The 21,198-nt window shown below is 43.2% G+C and carries 17 protein-coding genes and 1 other annotated feature; of the genes, 3 read left to right on the top strand and 14 right to left on the bottom strand.

All coding sequences use genetic code 11. The features are described 5' to 3' along the window. From EHS13_RS04325 to EHS13_RS04305, 5 genes are all read right to left on the bottom strand, one after another. The gene (locus EHS13_RS04325) at positions 1-1,689 is read right to left on the bottom strand and encodes a vWA domain-containing protein (protein WP_155699188.1); all 1,689 of its coding nucleotides are present in this window, start codon (positions 1,687-1,689) and stop codon (positions 1-3) included. Positions 1,690-1,699: 10 nt separating this feature from the next. Further along, entirely contained in the window at positions 1,700-2,440 is a 741-nt protein-coding gene (locus tag EHS13_RS04320; RefSeq protein ID WP_319633417.1) for a hypothetical protein, read from the bottom strand. Positions 2,441-2,600: 160 nt separating this feature from the next. Continuing rightward, positions 2,601-2,954 carry a nucleotide pyrophosphohydrolase gene (locus EHS13_RS04315; protein ID WP_155699186.1) on the bottom strand — a complete coding sequence of 118 codons (354 nt, stop codon included), beginning with the start codon at positions 2,952-2,954 and terminating at the stop codon, positions 2,601-2,603. A 148-nt stretch (positions 2,955-3,102) separates the two neighbouring features. Next, positions 3,103-4,188 (bottom strand): aspartate-semialdehyde dehydrogenase, encoded by a 1,086-nt coding sequence (asd, locus tag EHS13_RS04310; RefSeq protein WP_155699185.1) that lies wholly within the window; start codon positions 4,186-4,188, stop codon positions 3,103-3,105. Between the two features lie 79 nt (positions 4,189-4,267). Beyond that, positions 4,268-4,531: a binding site (T-box leader), on the bottom strand. Between the two features lie 53 nt (positions 4,532-4,584). Next, positions 4,585-6,669 carry a helix-turn-helix transcriptional regulator gene (locus EHS13_RS04305; RefSeq protein ID WP_155699184.1) on the bottom strand — a complete coding sequence of 695 codons (2,085 nt, stop codon included), beginning with the start codon at positions 6,667-6,669 and terminating at the stop codon, positions 4,585-4,587. Between the two features lie 148 nt (positions 6,670-6,817). Between EHS13_RS04305 and EHS13_RS04300 the strand changes: the two genes are divergently transcribed. Next, positions 6,818-7,078: an antibiotic biosynthesis monooxygenase gene (locus tag EHS13_RS04300; RefSeq protein ID WP_155699183.1), complete on the top strand. Its 261-nt coding sequence runs from the start codon at positions 6,818-6,820 to the stop codon at positions 7,076-7,078. A 33-nt stretch (positions 7,079-7,111) separates the two neighbouring features. Then, complete coding sequence (locus tag EHS13_RS04295) at positions 7,112-7,567, top strand: DUF2269 family protein (RefSeq protein WP_155699182.1); 456 nt, start codon at positions 7,112-7,114, stop codon at positions 7,565-7,567. Positions 7,568-7,789: 222 nt separating this feature from the next. Here EHS13_RS04295 and EHS13_RS04290 read toward each other — a convergent pair whose 3' ends face one another. The 4 genes from EHS13_RS04290 to EHS13_RS04275 form a co-directional block, all read right to left on the bottom strand. Further along, complete coding sequence (locus tag EHS13_RS04290) at positions 7,790-8,215, bottom strand: GNAT family N-acetyltransferase (protein WP_227013784.1); 426 nt, start codon at positions 8,213-8,215, stop codon at positions 7,790-7,792. Between the two features lie 157 nt (positions 8,216-8,372). Continuing rightward, on the bottom strand, positions 8,373-8,816 hold the full coding sequence (locus EHS13_RS04285; RefSeq protein WP_155699180.1) for a GNAT family N-acetyltransferase: 444 nt from the start codon (positions 8,814-8,816) through the stop codon (positions 8,373-8,375). A gap of 242 nt (positions 8,817-9,058) precedes the next feature. Beyond that, positions 9,059-10,702: a discoidin domain-containing protein gene (locus tag EHS13_RS04280; protein ID WP_155699179.1), complete on the bottom strand. Its 1,644-nt coding sequence runs from the start codon at positions 10,700-10,702 to the stop codon at positions 9,059-9,061. Positions 10,703-11,142: 440 nt separating this feature from the next. Continuing rightward, the gene (locus EHS13_RS04275; RefSeq protein ID WP_155699178.1) at positions 11,143-12,069 is read right to left on the bottom strand and encodes an AraC family transcriptional regulator; all 927 of its coding nucleotides are present in this window, start codon (positions 12,067-12,069) and stop codon (positions 11,143-11,145) included. A gap of 129 nt (positions 12,070-12,198) precedes the next feature. Between EHS13_RS04275 and EHS13_RS04270 the strand changes: the two genes are divergently transcribed. Beyond that, positions 12,199-13,260 (top strand): glycoside hydrolase family 88/105 protein, encoded by a 1,062-nt coding sequence (locus EHS13_RS04270; RefSeq protein WP_155705216.1) that lies wholly within the window; start codon positions 12,199-12,201, stop codon positions 13,258-13,260. A 56-nt stretch (positions 13,261-13,316) separates the two neighbouring features. Here the strand turns inward: EHS13_RS04270 and EHS13_RS04265 are convergent, their stop codons facing one another. From EHS13_RS04265 to EHS13_RS04245, 5 genes are read right to left on the bottom strand one after another with little or no spacing between them, the layout of a single operon-like run. Continuing rightward, positions 13,317-15,059 carry a DUF8769 domain-containing protein gene (locus EHS13_RS04265; protein WP_155699177.1) on the bottom strand — a complete coding sequence of 581 codons (1,743 nt, stop codon included), beginning with the start codon at positions 15,057-15,059 and terminating at the stop codon, positions 13,317-13,319. 35 nt (positions 15,060-15,094) lie between these two features. After that, entirely contained in the window at positions 15,095-17,419 is a 2,325-nt protein-coding gene (locus EHS13_RS04260) for a helix-turn-helix domain-containing protein (protein ID WP_155699176.1), read from the bottom strand. A 21-nt stretch (positions 17,420-17,440) separates the two neighbouring features. Beyond that, positions 17,441-19,075 (bottom strand): extracellular solute-binding protein, encoded by a 1,635-nt coding sequence (locus EHS13_RS04255; RefSeq protein ID WP_155699175.1) that lies wholly within the window; start codon positions 19,073-19,075, stop codon positions 17,441-17,443. A 51-nt stretch (positions 19,076-19,126) separates the two neighbouring features. Then, on the bottom strand, positions 19,127-20,029 hold the full coding sequence (locus EHS13_RS04250; protein ID WP_155699174.1) for a carbohydrate ABC transporter permease: 903 nt from the start codon (positions 20,027-20,029) through the stop codon (positions 19,127-19,129). Next, the gene (locus EHS13_RS04245) at positions 20,023-21,012 is read right to left on the bottom strand and encodes an ABC transporter permease (RefSeq protein WP_227013783.1); all 990 of its coding nucleotides are present in this window, start codon (positions 21,010-21,012) and stop codon (positions 20,023-20,025) included. The genes EHS13_RS04250 and EHS13_RS04245 overlap by 7 nt, the downstream gene beginning before the upstream one ends. Positions 21,013-21,198 lie beyond the last annotated feature (186 nt).

The following is a 21,198-nucleotide window of genomic DNA, read 5'->3' as shown; positions in this document are numbered from 1 at the left end:
TTACATTTGAACGTTAAACAGGTTTCCGAGCTTGTAAACAACATCATCTGTATCTGCATTAATACTAGCTGCCTCGTTGATGCTTGATATACTTTGAAGTGCCTTAATATCTGCATTGTAGCCAATGGTGTAAATCGGAACCTTATAGGTCTCGATCAAGCCTCTAATGTCTTTCAGCGATAACCCCTGATTAGTCTCGCCATCACTCATGACGAAGATAATCGGCTTAATACTTGGATCAAGCGCCATCTGATCTTGGAGCATCTTCAATGCCACAACAATTCCATCAAAAGTAGCTGTACCGCCGCTCGCTTGCAGACTGTTGACTGCACCAACAAACATGGACTGCTGGTTCGTATCATACTTAGCAATAGGAAGGTTAATCGTTACCGCATTAGAATAGGAAACCAGACCGATACTGTTATCCTTGCCTAGATACTTCTGCCCTTTTATGAGGGATTCCTTCATGCGGTTCATCGGTTCTCCTGACATACTGCCAGACACATCGGTTACGAAGACGGCCGCGATAGCTTTATTGCTGTTCTTCTTTTCTTTCCAGAGCTTTTGTGCGGAGGACAGCAGGCTGCCATCTACTGCATTTAGCTCCGATTTGTAAGTATCAAGTCCGTTGAAGCCATTATCCTTCGCGGATTGCTGGTATTTATCCTGTGCGACAAACTCAGCAAACTTCTTTATGATGTCTAATTTAGCTTGCGGCAGGTCACCTAATGCGAACAACGGGCTATCATGCCTAACTCCAAAAGGGGTAAAGACATACCCATTCTTCAAGTCGGCCGCATTGACATAGGTTTGGTATTCGAGAACAAACCCATCCAAGCTACCCGACTTAGCTGCATCGCGCATTTGAAGCGTTGTTGATGCAATAAAAGGCACGTTGGCTTGAAACTTCTCAAACCCCTGAACAGCCTTTTCTCCGAGAATATTAGTGCTATCAAAAGAATTAAGCGCCGTTACGAGAAAGTTTAAGCCTGTGGAGCTGGCAAAGGGATCTGTATATCCAAAAGATAACTCGTTATTGGAAATCGCTTCGGTAATGGTTTTGACATTTACTGAGCCGTACTTAGCTACCAAAGTATCATACTTTGCCTTGGCTATGACGATACCGGGAACATTGCCTACTAAACGCTTAGAAACAGTTTGAGTCTTAACGCCACTCGCCTTTACCATCTCACCCCATAGCTCATTGGATGGCGTGTAGGCGTCAGGCACATATTTACCGGACTTGATATAATCGGCCGCTGTCCCCGAAGCTATATTGCGAATCTTCACAGAGGCAGGTTTCCCGCCTACAGCAATATTCGCTTTGTTGAAATCATTCGCTACGCCGTTTAACCAACCGTCTATTCCTGTACCCGATTTCTCAGTAGACGAGAAAATCTCTACAAAGTTATCGGTCGTATTGGTTACAGAAATGGCAAACTTCGAGATATCCGGCAACGACTCCCCTACATCAGCAGGGTTAAGGTCTATTTGACCTTTTATCGGCGCTTCACTAGAGACAGAAATGCTGGAATACAGCTTATTTAATTGTTTCCCCGCATTTTCTGAGGTTACCTCCGTTTTTGATTTCCCTAAATTCGAGGTTAAATTGATACCATAATAAACAAGTGCAAATACCAAGGCCACGATAAAAACCGCTAGCAGAAAAAACTTACCTTTTTTAGTCATTTGGCACCTCTTACTGTTTATAGTATTTAGTTTGCTTGATCAACGCGTCGATTTCCTGCATACAAGGCATTTGCTCAATATCCCCTGGCTCAAAGCTGTCTAAGCGGGAAATTTCCAACAGCAGCTTATCCAGCTTCAGCAGGATTTCCTCATTAGAGCCAAGTGAACCTTTCACGAACGACAGGTACTCGTTGTAAACAAGGGCTTTCTCTTGAAGAAGCTCAGGTGAGAAATGAGTTGATTTCTTATTCATCACACTCTCAAACTCCGACTCGTCGAAGACGTTGAGCCTGTTCAAGACGCTTCTTACATTCAGATAGAATACCTTTTCCACCTCCAAAGTTACGGAAGCAAACTTCTTGTAGCTTAGCTCAGTCGGATCGAATCTTTGATTCAGGACATTCATCAAGGTATCCTTCTTCTTCCTTATCCGCTCCATCTGCTCCAAAGCAAGCACGATATCACTTTCCAGTGCCTTTACACGTCTATATTGAGTCAAAGCTTCGACGTAATCTTCATGCGTTTTGATTAGTTTTATAGGTATAACAACGGGTTGCTTAAGTAATATGACATAACTTCCATATAGCAACACGAGTGTACTAGCGAATAGCAGCGTTACTCCAATTGCGGTTGAGAGCGCACCTCCGCCTATATCGACCCCAATAAATCCGGGAGAAAGCACAACAATATTCAAAACCACTACACCCAGAATAAGTCCCAGTAGTTTTATGTTCTTTGTACCAGCCAACACGTATACCTCCTTTACCTATATTTAGAATACGTGGCAGCTATCTCGCCGTTCCAACAATTCAACTTTACGTTTATCTAGGTATCCATCGCCTTAAAATTCGACATCTTGTTGCATTTCCCCTGCTTTTTTCCATGTAAATGTAATAAGAACCTATATTCTTCTAACCTTCCGTATATTTCTTATTGGATCCTTTTGATGTATCTACGGGATACTTCAGAGCATTTTTTTGCAGCTTCTGTTTCAGCTCATCAGCAAGATCAAATTTATACATATCAGCAAACCGCAGCAAGAAGTACATAACATCTGCCAATTCTTCACCAATATGCTCTCTACCTTTCTCATTCACCATTAAAAGCTGCATATCCTCCGATGTTTTAAAGCGAAAAATATCCAAAAGCTCAGCAGCCTCCGTCACCATGCCAATCGACAAATCCTTTGGATTATGGAATTGATCCCACTCCCGCTCCTGACTAAACTGTTTAACCCATTCCATCAATGTATGTAAATCCTGCATAAGATATCCTTCCTTTCCTTTGTCAATAATTTTATGCGTAAATCTATCCGACATCAAGAGAACACTGGTAAAAAAAAACAGTAAGCCCCCGAAAGTATCGAGGAACTAACTGTTTTGGCTGTCTTTACCATTCATTTTGCATGCTCGCTTACTTTGCCTGAATGTAGCCTTCCGCTTTAAGCAGTTCAGCGATCAGAACAGCACCGCCCGCTGCCCCGCGTAAAGTATTATGAGAAAGTCCAACAAATTTATAATCGTAAATGGAATCTTCACGCAATCTACCCACCGAAACTCCCATACCACGCTCAATATCACGATCAAGCTTCGTCTGCGGTCTGTTCTCTTCTGCAAAATACGTAATGAACTGCTTTGGTGCGCTTGGCAAACCAAGCTCCTGCGGCCGTCCTTTGAAATTCAGCCAGCGCTCGAGAATTTCTTCTTTCGAAGGCTTGTTCTCGAAGTCAACAAATACCGTAGCCAAATGTCCATCCGTGACTGGAACGCGAATACATTGAGTGGTAATTAAAGGTGCAGTTGCTTTTACAATTTGATCATTGATAACACTACCCCAGATACGCAGCGGCTCTTGCTCGCTTTTTTCTTCCTCGCCGCCAATGTAAGGAATGACATTATCCAACATATCCGGCCAATCAGTAAAGTTCTTTCCTGCTCCGGATATGGCCTGATAAGTCGAGGCAACCACTGTTCTTGGCTTGAAGTCCAGCAGCGCATGAAGTGCTGGCACGTAGCTCTGAATCGAACAATTGGGCTTTACAGCAATAAATCCAGATGAGGTTCCCAAGCGCTTTCTCTGTGCTGCTATCACTTGTAAATGCCCAGGATTAATTTCCGGAATAACCATCGGAACATCAGGAGTCCAGCGGTGAGCCGAGTTATTAGAAATAACAGGCGTGCCTGTTTTGGCATAAGCTTCTTCCAGTGCTTTAATTTCATCTTTTTTCATATCCACTGCACAGAAAATAAAATCGACATGCGCAGCTACTTCCTCCACTTTTGAAGCATCCTGAACAATGATATTCTTCACACCTTCAGGAATTGCACTAGATAGCTTCCATCTACCTTGCACGGATTCCTCATAAGTTTTACCAGCCGAGCCGGCGCTAGCTGCGATAACCGTTACCTCAAACCAAGGATGCTGATCCAGTAATTGAACAAATCGTTGTCCAACCATACCCGTACCTCCGACAATACCTACTTTAAGTTTATCTGTCATTTGATAGTCAAATCCCTTCTTAATTCGATATTTATATGCCTATTGCCAACAAAAAAATCCCACCCCCAAGACATTTAGTCTTAGGGACGAGATATATAGATATCCGTGGTACCACCCAAATTCGCAAATATGTCTCCATATTCGCCTCTTCAAGTACGGCATTACTTAGAATGCTTATACTCTAGCTCTATAACAGGAGCTCCTGTCACACCATCCCCCAAAATCAGGTTCCGATATGCTGCTCAGACGGCTTTTTTCAATAAAGAATTTTTTGCCCCTTTTCAGCTTCCGGAGCTCTCTGTGGAAAAATTCATTTACTTACTTTTGTCTTCATCGCATTTTAAATATTTAAACCATAATATCAAATATCCAGCGTACAGTACAGTTAATTTTGTTTTACTCTGCTGCCTTATTGGCCTGATTTAAATGTTTAGCAAGCTGGGTGCGGTTTTTAACATCAAATTTGCGAAAAATAGAGGTCAGGTGTTTTTTGACGGAAATTTCACTTAAGAATAACGCCGTGGCGATTTCATTATTGGTTGACCCTTCAACAAGCTGAATGGCAATTTCTTGTTCACGTGGGGTAAGCTCTGTTATTCTGCTGTTCTGCTTCTGAGTTACATTTGGTTTAATTCGTTTACTTATCCCGGCTTGTGTTAATAATTTATCGAGAAAGACAGCTAGCTTTTCTTTGCGGGTATCTACCACGTAGTAGGTTGCCGGGAATTTAGCACCATATTCATAATGATACATTTCAGGGATGTACTCTATTCCGACTAATTCATGAACTCGATAAACATAAGGCAGCGGGGGCGGAGATCCAACCAGTAATTCGCCTGCTAACAAATAATTAAAAAGCTGATAAGCAGCCGCGTTACGCAAAGCAGGATTGCCAAAATCTACAACATCAATTATCTGGTTATACCAACCAGCAGAATCGTGTTCAGGGACGGATAAGCTAGCTATACTAGCCTCATTTAGACTATGGAAATAAGCCCGGGAAAAAGGCTCGACCATCAAGAATGGCAAAGTCTTATAATGAATGGGAATCATTGCGGACAAACCTACGGTCTCCCCTTGTTCGTTACGGGCAATACTCAGAACATCCTTACCTAAAGCAAATAATTCATCCAATTTCTCCAAAGCCATTAAACCTAGAATACTCAGCTCAGACGATATAGAGTAATCAACCAATCGATTCACTCCAGGATCAAATATTTTGATTACCGATTCTTTGGAGTCTAATTTCCGCTTTCTTATATATTCTCTTGCTTCGTTTAACTCTTCATATCGCAAAGTTTCAAATCTCACTATAAAGGTAGATTCTTCATATACCATGGTCCGAATCATACTACCAGAAACGTAGTAGTAAAGCTCAGATGTTTCCCAACCCAACTGCTTTATTCCAATTCTTCCGACAATTTTTTCATAGTAGTACAGAATGCAATTATGACGAATTGTTTCAAAGCGCTGAGGAGCCCGAACGCGCAGCTCTCGTTGGATTGACTCTCTTACCATATCATGGAGCATCCATCCACGTTCGATACGTTTCACAAAGGATAATTGGATCAATTGATCAAAGGCTTGTTGAGATATCGTTTCACCGATAATAAAAGCGAGAAATTCTTGATTGAACTGCCGTGCTATTGCTGCTGCTTCTACAAGTAAACGGAGATCAGCCTCTGGCACCTCCAGAAGCCATCTTTTGATAACTAAGGGCAGAATTTCTGCTTCGTTCATTTTATATAATTGCTTGGTTTGGGTGGAGTCAGCCATCGCTGCCAGTAGTGAAAGTGTTAATGGGTAACCTTTAGAGATATCCCAGATGACATCTCCTTGTTGCTCCTCTTGCAATGAGCAGCGATCCAAATATTCTACAACCGATGCACGATCCAGATCACTCAATTGCACCTTAAGTATAAGCCTTGCCCATGCTGGATTTGCAGTCCATGCATTCTGAAGTGGAATTCTTCCCGCAACTAAAAAGAGTACTTGTTGATGAAGCTGCCCCATAAAGGTTTCTCTTAGCCAGTAATCAATGCTCCCCATTTCCTCGTAGGTATCTAGGGCGATGACCAGCCTCTGTTGCCCGATTAGCTTATGTATATTATGTAAGCATGATTCAACGTTAGAGCTTCGCTCTTGCTGAATAGTAGATCGTTCTATCTCGCAGACATCACAAAGTAAATGCAATAAATGCTCGCAGAAGGACTCAACCGTGAGAACAAGATCATGACTATCAATTAATATGAAAAAAACGCCTTGTTGTAGTGTTCTTCTACGAAGCTCATTTAGTAAATAGCTTTTGCCAATTCCGCCAGTTCCATAAAAGTTAATGATTCTATGAGGCAATGAAGTGTCATTTATATAGGTTTCAAATGTAGCAATTTCTCGTTCTCTTCCGACAAAAAAACGCTGTTCCAACTGTTCAATTTGGTGTCTAATGGATCGATTTTCTGATAGTTTTCGACTTGCATCCACAAGGGAACCTCCATCTTTCCTAATCCATTATACCTACTTTTATACTTAAGTATAACGTAGATTTATACGGTCGTATAGTACGCGGCACAAGTAAATGATGATATGTTTAGGGTAAGAATTATCCCCCACTATAAAGGAGAGATACAAGATGGCAAACGTATTATCAACATTGACTGTACCTAATTTTGAAGCATGGAAAGTAAAATATTATGAGGGTGAGGAATTACGTCAATTGGCAGGCTGCACAGGAACGCAGGTCTATTCTGCAGATCTTAATTCTAACGAAGTGATTCTGGTACAGAATTGGGAGAGTATTGAAAAGTTCGAAGCATTCTCAGCTAATCCTAAACTGTTGGAACTATTAGAAAAAACAGGTGTTACTAATTTAAAGCACCACATACTGGAGTAATCTGCACATCACTCGAAAAAGGGGATTTTACATTTGAAATGGCTTGTCTTGGTTCATGTATTATCTGCAATTATTGGGATAGGTCCAACTTATGCTTTCCTGATTATTTTGCGAAAAAACCAATCTGCTACTGAGTTAAAATTTTCACTGAGAATGGGTAGAATTCTTGAGCTTTTCCCCAAAATCTTAGGTACTTTGGCTGTAGTAACTGGATTAATACTTGTCTTTGTCGGAGAATATGGGGCGTTTACACAATTATGGTTACTGGGTTCATTGATTTTGTTTATAATCATTCAAGTAATCGTTGTTGCGATTGGACCTCGATGGATCAAAAGCCTGACGGCATGGGTCGAAGTTCCAGCTAATCAATCCTTTCTAACACTACCAGCCCCTCAAGCCTCACAGTTAAGTAAAGCCTTAGGTTCAGCTCGCTTGGCTTCCCTTATTGGCTTAGTGTTATTTATATTTATGATTATGAAGCCGACTTGAGTTATTTTTATTAATGCTTGTTAAAAAGAACGCACTCCCAAAGCCATTTTGGCCAAGTGAAGTGCGATCTTTTTGTATTACAGCCCAATCTTATTTTGAAGCTTCCGTATATTTTTTAAAGTTGTTTATTATCGCTTGTTATTTTAATATTTTGACCTGTTTCCATTTTATTTACCGCCTCACTTAAATTTAGTAGAATCGTCTTTAATTATATTTGTTAAATTACTTTGTGTACATATCCTCGTTCTTAGCATTCACATATTCCTCTTTCAAAATAGAATAATGAGCACTATCTGCAAATTCACCCTTTAGCATGTGACTTCTCCGCAGGATTCCTTCATTTGTCATCCCTAAGCGACTCATTACTTTACCAGAAGCTGGATTCTTAATATCATGCATAGCATACACTCGCTCTAAATCCAATATATTGAAAGCTAGTCCCAATATTAATTTGCCTGCTTCGGTCATGTAGCCTTTCCCCCAGTAATACCTGCTTAATGTAAAACCTAGGTCGCCGCTTTTGTTAGCTTCCTTCACCCTGAACTCAATCGCTCCAATCATTTTATTGCTTTCTTTTATCACAATTGCATATTTTCCAATCGACTCTTTCACAAAATAATTCGCTATTACCTCTTTAGTTTTGTCCAACTTTCTAGTTGACTGTGTATTACCATTAAAAGTGTATAACTTTCCATATTTACCTCCTGTAATCGTCTGTACCTACTGAATCATAATAACTACTATTGCTATATTTATCTAATTTATACGCATTCCATTTTTCCACCAACAAAAATAAATTGTTTATTCATAATGGTAAATAATGAGTTGAATTAAGATATGTTGGATGGTTCGAGAAACCGAGTGAGCTATAAAATTTATCTGCTACCGGATTATTTGTATTAAGCACAATTGCGGTATAATGCTTCCTTGCCTCTTGAATGATTCTGTCCATTAACCCTCTACCTGCACCAAGTTTTCTATATTCCTTCAATACATAAAGCCTACGGACACGACCAATGCTATTTTCTTTTAGATAAGGATCTTTGTTTAAACCACCTATTCCAATAATTCGATCTTTTAAAAATACTGCAAAAAGTGCTTCACCTTCTTCAGAAAATCTATTTTCCCCGTTGCTATACTCCTCAAGTAAACGACTTATATGGCGATGCCCTTCACTTAAACTTTCGTTCACCAAGTCAGTAATATCTATTTGATCCAGGTTGATTTGCTTTATATTGAAATCATCCATACTAGAACTCCTCTTCCTTTGCCTATTAACTTATTCCATTACGCTTACACTAGGCTGATTCAATCGGTGTGTAAAGGTTATTGTCCCTCCCAGACGACGCTAATTAGGAAATATTCCATAAGATTGGTTTACTAAATCATTTATCGGTTTCTGACTCGCTAAATTCCATCCTGTAAACAATGCTCACAAGAAACAACCTCCCGACCGGAAGGTTGTTTTCATTTTTCCAAATATATAGTTATTTAATAAGATACATTAAGCTTTAACCAGCCTATAAACTGTTCATCTTTCCAAATCGAAATTCCGTTAAATTTACCAAAGTTCAGGCCGGCTCTATTACCCGAATTGACACTCCATTCATATTTGTCTGTAGAATTCACTGTTTGTCCCAAAACAATTGCGTATTGGACCCCATTGGTCAGTCCGTTATAGATTAAGGGTACATTTATTGAGCTGAACGATGCTCCAACGTCGCCGGATAATATCTTTTGTGAAGCAAGCGCAGTCCCAATTGGAGTTATAACATTATTAGTAGCAATAGTAGCAAACAGTTCGACAGTTACATCTGAGTGGGTTGTACCCAAACCAATTTTGCGAATTTTTACTTCAACACTTGTCATTTTAGGATAATTGTTGGCTTTAAAGGTCTGCCATCTCTTCTTTTCATCTGATGTTGATGAACCGAATCCAACCCCGCTTTCGGAATTGATAGACAAATCAATAACACTCGTCGTAGGTATTCCATAAAGCGCAATCTCAGATAACTGAGTTCCTGGATCCCCAGCATTCCCTGTCACTTCCAACCGATAGTAAAGGTAAGACGTGCTATTGTTGATTGTATAGGTTTTCGTCTGAAGTCGATCCGTAAACATTTCACTTGTTCTCGTATCCAATGTAGTCCAATTTGTATCATCATTCGAACCCTTCAATGTCCAATCCCTCGGATCCCTGCCTGGAGAATCATTAGCGGAAGCGACCGAATAGGTAGTAACAATATGAGGCTTGGTTAACTGATATTGAATCCAGCCTGTTTTTGAAGCATTATTATACCATTTCGTATTTGGGTTACCATCGAATGCTTTGTCCATTCCTTCACCACCAGTTAAAGCCCCACTCGCTGTTACCGTTCCACCTACAGTTATCCTAGATCGGGCAGGTATTGTAACAGAAAGGGATGTTGTATTTGCATTGGTGTTGGTTGATATTTTTCTAATGGTGAACACTAGATCGACTGGTGTTGCAGCTAATGGAGGTACAATCGCTCCTGTATTACTTACCACTTGTTCATTACTAGAACTAAATAAAGTAATGGTATATCCAGATGGTAACGTTGGTAACGGCATGTACCCCTCATTTGTAATTGGTGCCACTAAGCTTGATATTCCAGAAGCTACATCTTGCGCTGTTGGGGATCTTGCAGGAACGGTTACAGTAATTTCACCTGTATTCGCGGGGGAGCTATCATAAACCCTAGTTACCGTTAAAATTACATTGACAGTGGTTAAGGCAGCTGGTGGATTTATTATACCTTCTAATCCTATTACTTGATCATTATCAGAACTAGATATAGCAATGTTATATCCACTAGGCACGGTTGGAAGTATCAAACTTGTCGCATCTACAGCCGGGGCAGATATATTCGTAATCCCTGCGGCTACATCAGCAGCAGTTGGCATAGCTATTTTTGGAACAATCTGATCCAATAAATCTCTTATTTCTGAACTAGATAGTGGTGGTAATTCTGACGGCAGAGAAAGAAAATGAACGATATCATCCATGTGAATACCATCTCCGTCTTGATCAGGAATAGCAGCATAAGTTAAATTAATTGGTACAATAGCACAAATAAGCAGATAGCAAACGAGTAATCTTAATTTATTTTTCATAAAATCCCTCTCTCTCTTGTATGAATTTCATATAATTATATTAACCTGGCAACCTTCCCCCAAACCACTCAGGCATTTTTTTGAAAATTGTTCCAATCATTCTATCCTCATTATAAGTAATTCTAATGAACTATAATAGATGAAGAAATTCACTAATTCGGTCGTTTTCGACATTAATTTACATGACTAAAGTCATGTAAGCGTTATTCTGTTTTATGATGATCCAATTACCACACTTTCTCCCTGAGGCAAAGGGATACAGGTCAAAAGGGCAGGAATAATAACAACAAAAAAGAACTCAGATGACCATGTCATTTGGGTTCTCAATTTATGTATAGTGCAGCTGTTGGGTTACATTTTGGAGGTGATTCCTATGAAATAATCCCAAGCGGGAATTAGTAGAGAATAACATTAACCAGCCTGTGAAAAGACTTGGTGAATCAAAAACTAGCTTGCTTAACGCGGTACTGACTAGGAGTCACGCCTGTTTGGCGCTTAAACGTATGGCAAAAATGAGAGATGTCGTTGAAACCGACTGATATTGCAATTTCAGTGATCGGGTCTGCAATGTTATGGAGCAAGTCCTTAGCCTTATTTATTCGGTAAGCAACGAGAAATTCATTCATTGTTGTGCCTGTATACTGCTTAAAGATCTGGTACATATAAGAGCGCGATATTGAAAATTGCCTGCACAAACGATTCAGGCTAATTGTTTCCTGATAGTGAGTGATCAAATAGTTTAGCATACGCTCCACAAGCTGCTTAAGCCCTTCGGATTCATTCCGAAGTTTGTTCGACTCTAAGTGAAAACGGCCAAGGTCTGCAAACAATTGGAGCATGAGGCTTTTGACCATCATCGGAAAATGCGACTGCTTCTTCATAATTTCCTGTGCTAATTGTTCTAGGGTTGCCTTGGCTTTTAGCATTTGGAGCGGGTTCAACTGCAAATGACACGAATCCTGATCCGTTTTAGCAATCCATTGGGCAAGGCTGCGAAACTGGTTCGCGTTTTCATTCACATTCAACTCTTCGTATTCGCCTTCGTCATCGCCAAACAACCTCTGCAGATAGCTCTCTTCAACCGCGAGTACAAAACGATGAAAAGGGATACGGTTATCTGGTTTGGAGTGGTGCAAAACCATCGGCCTGACGATAGTAAGGGTAGCCCTTTCCAAGGTATGCAGTCTATCACCGGCAATGAAACTTCCATTTCCTTGCATGCAGAAATATAATTCATACCCAAAGTGGGAGTGGAAGTGACGTTGATTCAATTGCGAATCTCGAAATACACAATTCACGGGAAATAACGATAAGCCTTCATTTGTCTCTATATCCACCCAATCATGCTGTGCATGAAGTCGCTCCATTGTTATATCCTCCTGATCTTCATTATGGACAATTCCCCAATACAAAGAAGAACATCCGCCAAGCTTTGTTTCCGCATAATGCGTATAGTCAGAGTAGAAACCATTCTTGCAATAGGGGAGGAAACCTTAATGCCACAAGCGAATATAAGTGACGCCGTGACGCAAACAGCTAGAAAAGTGTATGAATACATGCTGCTGGACCATACCGGGAAATGGGGGATGGACTTTCACAATTGGGATTGGGTGCCTGGTGTAGGCGCTATAGCTATTTTGGAATATTATGAGAATACCAAACAAAAGGAAGTAATGGACACGCTGCTCCAATGGACACATGCTAACTTGCATAAAGCAGAACAGGCAAAGGTGATTAATTCTATGGCACCTTTTGCAATTTTCCCTGCACTTTACCGCCACACACAAGATCACCGCTATCTGGAGATATCCGAACGCATTGGCGATTGGATGCTTTACGCTGCCCCACGGACGAGGGAGGGGGCTTTCGAGCATACCGTTACAGAGAATGCCAGCTTCCCTGAGCAGGTTTGGGCGGATACAATCTTTATGGCTGTATTGTTTCTGGCACGGCTCGGACGTTTAACAGGAAAAAGAGTTTATGCAGTCGAAGCCATTCATCAATTGATGCTGCATCTAACGTTACTGCAAGATAAGGACACCGGCGTGCTATTTCACGGTTGGAATTGCCTGGAAGGCAACCATATGTCCGCCGCTCGATGGACCCGGGCTAACGCGTGGGTCGCAGTCGGAGTGCCGATGATTTTGGCTGAGCAGGACGGGTTGACCCCTGTGCCGCCTGAACTATTGGAGAAATACCGCAACCTGATGCAGGGTTTAATCCATTTTCAAAAAGCGGATGGATTATGGGCAACCGTGATGGATCAACCCGGCTTTTATCTAGAAACATCCGGGAGCGCTGGAATCGCTTGCGGCATCGTAAAAGCAGTACGACAAAATCTGTTAGACCCTTCTTTCCTCAAGTCCGCCTACCGTACTCGCGAAGCCGTTTTGAACAAGATAACGCTGGAAGGTGAGGTAATGGGCGTCTCTGGCGGCACTCCTGTTATGCCTTCAATTGAAGCCTACCAATCTATTCCCTGCTATCCTACGCTGTATGGTCAAGGGCTCGTGCTTATGCTATTATCCGAACAATGGCCGGATGCAGCCTACAGTTAAGCTGAAAAATGAAGAACCCTGCCCGCTTCCTGTATGGGCAGGGTTCTTCATTCACTCTATTCGAGCGGATTAGATTGGAAGATAACCGCGCGAGTGTCCGGTTTCTTCCCGATGGTCAAAGAGAGCAGGCCATCCGGTAATACAAGATCAGCCGAAATCCTCTGCTGCATGGTATGAACTGCAGCTTCCGGCAGCTCCCCTGTTGCCGATAATACGAGAGAAAACAAAAATGAAGCTTGCGCCATGCGATGAAAATCGATCTCTTGGCGTTCCCCGCAATAGAGCACATAATCCAAGCCGATAAGCCCAGCTTCATTGGTTATTTCCCAGCGGAATGGTCCCTTGTCATCCATCTCACCATAAAGGTTAGATATCGATAACATCAGGCCATCCAAGTCCACTTGCGCCGAATTCTCTGTGCTTTGCGCTCGAACAAAGGAATCATCGCTGCTGCGGATCTCCACACGAATCCGCAAATCGGATGTCGTAATGCGCCCGTTTGCAAGATCCAGATTCGGATGCGTATCCCCGCCGTCCGTGAGAAATTGGATCCCGAACAGTACATTCGTCTCCTGCTGTTGCCCGTGATATGCGGCAGAGCAATAGTCATACCCATCTTTAAGCACCCTCAGCTGGACATAAACGCTTCCAGTCTTGCCACTTTTAACATATCCGATCAAGTTTCGACTCTGATTCCACATGATGCCACTGCTAAATGAGCCGATGGAGAGGTCTGGGTTCATAAATGTATAGGCAATGCGATGATGGTTATCGCCTGATGGCGGCTGTGGCTGAATCAATTCCCTCACGCCCGGTTCCTGGAACAGCTTCCAGTAACGCTCCGGACAACGGATGCCCTTTCCATACCATTCAAGCTCATACTCAAAATCTGCCATTGCTATGAATGGGACGGCATTATCACAAGCCATCTGTAAGAAGGATAGTTTGGCAGCAGTGAGAAAGGTATCATATGATCTGCTGTGAGGGCCTGACCATTGTTTCAGCACCGGGTGAAAATGCTCCGCCACCATCGCCCAAGTCATATCCAGAAGCTCCTCCGTCATTTTCAGCGCTTTGGGAATCGAAGTGTAACAATCGATGCCCGACAATTCAACGATTGAAACGATGCTGTAGGTGGGACTATTATATTCCAGAAAAGCGCCGTATTGCTTCGTATAGTTAAAGAATTTCTCCAATCGGTTCAATCCGTAGGTTAGAAAATTTGCATCCTTCAGCCATTCGCCCGCCACCAGAGTGACAAAGGCTCCCATAATAGCAATATTCGTGTATTGGGGTCCTACATTGCGCTTGATAATCGCCTCACAGCTGTTTCTTATGGCTTGCTCCGTTTGCCTGCGCAAATCCTCCGGCATCTCGTGACCAAACTTGATTAGCATGATTAATAACTTTTTTCCGCAAAAGTCAGCCCAATTCCAATCTGGAGGCGCCATTTGCGCAAGCGGTTCCTCCCAGAACCAGGACCAGATGCCAAATGTAGCTGAGGCAGGATCCTGATCTTGAAGCGATACCATCGTCCGAATGATATCAAAAGCCCTGATCTTGAACGAAACGTCACCACTGTCTAAGAGTGCCAATGCGTAATCAAGTGCTTCTCTGGTGGGATGAACAAAATCCGCTGCTTTAATCGCCGTATGATACCCCGGGCTCGTAAACGGCCTCCGCAGTAGATGATTATCCGGATTATAATCCTTATGCATGGCCTCCAATGTGTGGAGATAATATTCCTTCCATTTCCCATCTACTCTGCTTGCTTCCTCTGCCTTTTGTGAAACTTTCATGTTATCTCTCCTTTGAAAACCCGACTACTGGCATTTCATTCTTGCTTCCGATCACGGTATTCTTTAGGGGTCAATCCAGTCACGCGTTTAAAGATGCGGATAAAGCTGTTCACATTGGCATAGCCTACCATGTCGGCGATATCTTTGATTTTATCTTCGGTTGTCAGCAGAAGTTCCTTGGCCTTCAGCATGCGGATATCCACTACATAATCGATAAAGTTGCGTGCGGTCTGTTCCTTAAAGGTACGGCTTAAATGAAACAAGCTGACCGAAAATTGATCGACTAGCACATTCAGCGATAGATCGCTCCGACCATAATGTTCATCAATGAAGGCAATCACCTTCTCGATTAAATCCGTGCGATCTCCCCCATGGCTGCGTTTTTCTTTGATCATCCCAATCCAGCCATCCATGATCCGTTCGAGCAGCTTTTTGATTTCCTCGAGGTTTTCGGCGGCGCTCAACCGTTCATACCAGTGGAACTCTTGCGCGTAGGCCGCCAAGTCGGGATGGATCTCCTCTGCTACAAAAGTTGCTTTCATGGCAAATTGGACATTCATCTGCTTCATCCAATCTGGCGGAACTTTGCTAGCCTTCATCGCCTCAAACCAGCTGTCAATTTGTTCATGCATCCGCTCGGCATCCCCTCGTTTCAACGAATCGAGGATGGCATCAGACATGCCAAACAATTGATGGGATTCACCGGTTTGCTGCTCGCCTATATCCTCTTTTGTAATGACGGCATCTGGTCCCATCACGAGCTTGTATTTAAGCAATTCCCCTGCATGTTGAAACGATTGGTGCAGCTTATGAAGACTTTCTGCCTCACTGCCTATGCCGACTGAGACGGTCCGTTTGAAATATTTCTTAACCATATGCTTGATCAATTCAGCCAAAGAAACAGCACGAAGCGCTGTTTCATTCTCGTTATTTACTTCATCCATACATAGGATAACCGCACAAGTGCCATCGCCCAATTCAATGGCTACACCGCGACATTCGCTGCGGGTTAGCTCCTCAGCTACATTAGCCAAGGCATAGCCGTAAAGCTGGAGATCCCGCACCGATTCAATCGTTGACCGATCATCGAATTCCAAGATCATCACCCGATAGCACGCTGCCTCCAATGAGATTCCCATATAGCCCAGGTACGACTGAATCTCGGTATAATTGGTGCGGTAATGTGTAAGCAAGTCCATCAACAGCCGCCACTTCATGGCATGCCGGCTCTCCTTCATATGCACATGCATTTCTTCACTTTCTTTCAGCACATCCCCGATCATCGTCTCCAGATCCACAAATTCATTGCGTGCCACTCCGGCAACGTTCAGCTTCCTGACCCCTGTGAGCTTAGCTACCCGTGACATATTATGCAGAAAACGATGCACTGGGCGAAGCGTCCAGTGTCCGACAAACACGACCAAGATGACCGCGATTAATGAAAGCACGCCAGCCACAATGGCAAGCAGGTTGCGGATATAAACCAACGGTTTGTTCTGCTGCACAGACGGAACGACTCGGACATATTTCCATCCAGTTGTTTCCGCAGTAATGTAATAGACAGAGTTCTCTTTCCCCTCAATCCTCGTCGTGTAATGCCCTTCTTTCGCACCTTGAAAGATCGGGGCAATCGAGGGCAGCTCGGCAATAGGACGTGATAGCATCGCTATATCTTGATGTAGGATTACCCGTCCTTGCGCATCCAGCAAAAAGGTTTCGTCCGCATTGTCCCCTTGCTCATCCATATTCTGCAATAGCTTATACAACTCTTCTTCTTTTAGATGAACGGCAATGGCTCCTTTACGATACCCTACAGGGTGGATCAAGGGATAAGTACGGATATACGACACTACATTGCGGAAAATCGGAAAAGTAGAATTGGATATTTCCATTTTGTGTGTAGGCAGCCAAAGTGTGTACCCGGTATGGTCCTTAAATTCGTTAGCCCACTGGCTGTTGGGCGGAAGTGCATCGGTTATAGCGCCTCCTGGAATCAGCTTGTTGCGCACATAAGAATATAGCTCAATAGATAATATGGAATCATTGGCATTCAGCGTTCGGTCGATTAGCAGCTGAGTCTTCAGCTCGATTTCCTGACCGCTATCCTCATATTCAAGGAATTTTCGGACGGTATCATTCTGCAGGAGATCAATTAAATTCCGATCTACGGATCCAATAACCAACTCGAATTTGCGATTGATTTCTTCCAATAAAGCTAGATTCGTATGAACCCGCTCATCCCTTACCTGCTTGCTAAAAATTTGATAGGACAACAGCGAAATCGCCGCAACCAATCCGACCAACAGCAAAACCATTGCCCAAATGGTAAAACGCAAGGTATGGCTTTTAAACAGGTTCATACGCTCTACACCCTTTTTAGTTTAATGCTTTACTAAGCCTTTATTGGCAGCATACCATTCTTGTATTAACGGATCTGCTTTCTTTCCGCCCAAACGATCCCATTCTTTACGAAGCTCGTCAATCGCCTTTTGTTCGGTATAAGCAGCTCCTCCGAGAATAGCTTGAGCTTTGATCTCTAGCTGCACGGTTTGGAAGGACGCTTTCACTTCATTAATTTCCGTAATGTTCGGTTGGAATGGGAAATCCCGACGATACTTGTTCTTCATTGCCAGCTCCAACGATTTTACTTTTTGCTTGGCTAGCTCCTGGGATACAGGATCCAATGCCGCACTCACTAGCAGATCCTCCGGCTTGACGACTTGTTGTCTCAGGACACCATACTCCGCAGCGTACGCCACTTCTTTCTTATAGATTTCCTGATTCGTAATCTGCTCCACGCCATTAACCAGTTTATAATGCGTTCCTTCTATTCCGTTTACCAAAGTATACCAGCCCTTGTCGATAATCCAATCCAAATATTCAACAGCGGCTTTCGGGTTTTTCATCTCTTTGTTGAAGGTTACATAGATACTAGCCTCGGTCTCTTGGTACAAGCCATACTTGCCGTATTTGGAAGCTACTGGCTCCATCGGCACCGGCATTGCCGTCGGGATATTCTTCTTCAGATCAGCCATCCAGTTATCGATGTTGCCCCCGCCCCAATTACAAAAACAAATGCCTGATTTTCCTGTAGTCCAGTTTTGGATCGCACGTTGATTGTTCTTATCGGTCAGATATTCCTTGTCGAACAGACCCAAATCGTACAGCTTTTTCTCATAACCCAGAGCATCGCGATAGCGATCCGTTAACGGTCCGAATTGGATCTTGCCATCCTCCTGTATAAACTCAGAAGGATGTACACCGAACATCGCGCTGATCTCATCCGTGGTGGTAGTACCCATGAGGGGCACGGTATCATCCTTCTTATTGCCATCGGGATCCATGGTTTTGAATGCTTGCGCGACCGCGATTAGCTCATCCGTCGTTGTCGGGGCTTTCAAATTCAACTTATCGAGCCAATCCTGACGAATCCAAATTCCGTGATTAGCGACAGTCGTAATCGGACGTTTGGATGTAAAGGCGTACATTTTACCATCAAAGGTAACATAGGGCTTCAGCTCCGGATTTTCCGCCAAATACTTTTTATAAGACGTACTATATTTCTCGATATACTCATCCAGCGGCTGAATCGATCCTTGGGTCACCAGCTTGCCGATATAATTGCGATCAAATTCCCAGATCATATCCGGGGCTTGCCCGGAGGCGAGCAGAACATTCAACTTATCCTGCGCCGTACCGCGGGGTACCGGGACTATTGTCACATCAATGCCCGATTGCTCTTGAATCCATTTCGTCCAGCGATTCTGTTCATACGTCCCTTCATCACTCGACACTAAGCCGCGGTCAAACATCGAAATACTGACTGCGTTAGGCAGCTTGGCGTAAGGATCGTCCTCTGCTGGTTTGGCTGAATCCGCTGCTGCCGTTCCCGACGTAGTCACTGCGCCATCTGTTGGTTTGTCCGAGCATCCACTGAGGATGACAATTGCTGCTAATATAATCGATAGGACAAGATATCCTTGACGTTTCCATACGTAACTTTTCTTAGCTCCCATAACACTAAAAACCTCCCTATTTTATCAAACCCAAATCTTTTAAACCTATTTTCAACCCTTTACGGATCCCATTAATACACCTTTAACAAAATATTTCTGCAAAAACGGATAAATCAACAAAATTGGCAAGGTGGCGATAACGACCGAGGCGCTGCGAATCCCTTCCGGCGTAACGGTTACCTGCTGAATCCCTTCTCCACTTTGCAGCAAATCCGGACTGAGGTTATCCAACATCTGATATAACTTGACGGTCAAAGAAACTTTGTCCGAGCTGTTGATATAGATTAATACATTCATATAAGCGTTCCACCAGCCTACGGCGTAGAATAATGTCAGCGCAGCAAGTACAGGCAACGACAAGGGAAGAATAATCCGCAGCAATAGTGTCATTTCCTTAGCTCCATCTACAGTTGCGGACTCTTCCAGCTCCTGCGGCAAAGCTTCAAAAAAGCTTTTCAACACAAACATATTATAAACGCTTATTAAGGCCGGAAGCCATAAGGACCAATACGTATTAACAATCCCCAAGTTTTTCACCAGTAAAAATTCCGGAATCATCCCGCCGCTGAACAGCATTGTAAATAAAATGAGCATCAACAGCGGATTGCGCCCGCGCAATCTCACTTTCGACAGTGGATAAGCTGCTAGTATCGTAAACAAAATATTAAGCAATGTGCCAATTACGGCGATCTCTATGGAATTGCCCATCGCGACCAGCAGCTGTCCATCATCTATTAAGTGTTGATAGGCGGACCAATTCCATTCGACAGGGAACAAGCCCACTTCGCTTGCGTTAACAGCTCGACTGCTGCTGAGCGATACTGCCAGCACGTTGATAAACGGAAAAAGTGTTGCATAGGAGCATAAAGTCAACATAACATATACCGCGATTTTGCCCCAAGAATAGGGAGCTCTCCGGGAGCGGGTAGAAGATATCGTTCGTGTAGTTACCATAACCCCTTTTCCCCCATTCTGCGGATAAGCTTGTTGACGGACACCACTAAAACCAAGGCAATAACGGCCTGAAATAGTCCGAGCGCTGTCGTATAGCTGTACTGCATGCCAACAATGCCGCGTTTGTATACATAAGTGCTGATGACTTCTGCGACTCCAGTGACCGCCGAATTCTGCAGCACAAATACTTGCTCGAAGCCGACATCCATCATCTTGCCCATTTGGAGCACCAGTAAGATAGCGATCGTGCCGCGAATGCCGGGCAGAGTAACGTGCCACATCTGCCTAAGCTTATTGGCACCGTCAATCTTCGCAGCTTCATAGAGCAATGGATCAACAGCTGCCATTGCCGCCAGATACAAGATCGTCGCGAAGCCCGCTTCCCGCCAAATCGACGAGAGTATAAAGACAATCGGCCACCAGATTTTGCTAACCATAAAGTAAATAGGCTCTAGTCCGAATGTCTTCAACACGGCATTAACCACACCGGTGCTCGGGGAAAGAGCTCCGATTACAATCGTTCCTAGCACTACCCAAGAAATAAAATGCGGTAAATAAAGCAAATTTTGTACAAGGCGTTTATACCATTCCACCCTTACATCATTAAGCAGAATGGCCAGGAATATCGGAACCGGAAACGCGAATAGGAGACTTAATACATTCAACGTTAAAGTGTTCATTAGAATATGGAGGAAATCGGGGCTGTGAAACAGCTTATCGAATTGCGCCAAGCCTACCCATGAACTACCCATAATGCCTTCAGACAACCTGTAATTCTTGAATGCAATAATCACACCATACAGTGGGCCGTACTTAAACACGGCAAAATACACGATGACAGGCAGCAGCAGCAAATACAATGTTTTGTTGCGCTGCCATTCCTTCCACCCGAAACGGTTCTTGTGCAGCTTCTTTCTATCAGTCGGCAATCTCATATCCGTTCGGTGCTGCTTGGCGGTCTGCGTCGTGCCCGTTTGTTCCATGGAGTCAACCCCCTTTCGTAAACGATGAATATCTGTGAGCTGATCAGACCCTGACCTAAAGCTATACCAAGCACCCATTTTATTCCATATCCATGTTTTGCTCGCATCTACTCTTCTTGTTGCAGACGCTATTCCTTTTTTGTGCGGATATCCAATTGAGGTATTTTCACAAAAAAATAAGCCCCG

This window comes from Paenibacillus psychroresistens (assembly GCF_009728935.1).
GTDB classification, from domain to species: domain Bacteria; phylum Bacillota; class Bacilli; order Paenibacillales; family NBRC-103111; genus Paenibacillus_AC; species Paenibacillus_AC psychroresistens.
This window is presented reverse-complemented; position numbering and strand designations above follow the sequence as displayed.

Coding starts and splice junctions, on each gene's coding strand:
- EHS13_RS04325 (WP_155699188.1), bottom strand. CDS start 1,689: ATGACTAAAAAAGGTAAGTTTTTTCTGCTAGCGGTTTTTATCGTGGCC.
- EHS13_RS04315 (WP_155699186.1), bottom strand. CDS start 2,954: ATGCAGGATTTACATACATTGATGGAATGGGTTAAACAGTTTAGTCAG.
- asd (WP_155699185.1), bottom strand. CDS start 4,188: ATGACAGATAAACTTAAAGTAGGTATTGTCGGAGGTACGGGTATGGTT.
- EHS13_RS04300 (WP_155699183.1), top strand. CDS start 6,818: ATGGCAAACGTATTATCAACATTGACTGTACCTAATTTTGAAGCATGG.
- EHS13_RS04285 (WP_155699180.1), bottom strand. CDS start 8,816: ATGGATGATTTCAATATAAAGCAAATCAACCTGGATCAAATAGATATT.
- EHS13_RS04280 (WP_155699179.1), bottom strand. CDS start 10,702: ATGAAAAATAAATTAAGATTACTCGTTTGCTATCTGCTTATTTGTGCT.
- EHS13_RS04275 (WP_155699178.1), bottom strand. CDS start 12,069: ATGGAGCGACTTCATGCACAGCATGATTGGGTGGATATAGAGACAAAT.
- EHS13_RS04270 (WP_155705216.1), top strand. CDS start 12,199: ATGCCACAAGCGAATATAAGTGACGCCGTGACGCAAACAGCTAGAAAA.
- EHS13_RS04265 (WP_155699177.1), bottom strand. CDS start 15,059: ATGAAAGTTTCACAAAAGGCAGAGGAAGCAAGCAGAGTAGATGGGAAA.
- EHS13_RS04260 (WP_155699176.1), bottom strand. CDS start 17,419: ATGAACCTGTTTAAAAGCCATACCTTGCGTTTTACCATTTGGGCAATG.
- EHS13_RS04255 (WP_155699175.1), bottom strand. CDS start 19,075: ATGGGAGCTAAGAAAAGTTACGTATGGAAACGTCAAGGATATCTTGTC.
- EHS13_RS04250 (WP_155699174.1), bottom strand. CDS start 20,029: ATGGTAACTACACGAACGATATCTTCTACCCGCTCCCGGAGAGCTCCC.
- EHS13_RS04245 (WP_227013783.1), bottom strand. CDS start 21,012: ATGGAACAAACGGGCACGACGCAGACCGCCAAGCAGCACCGAACGGAT.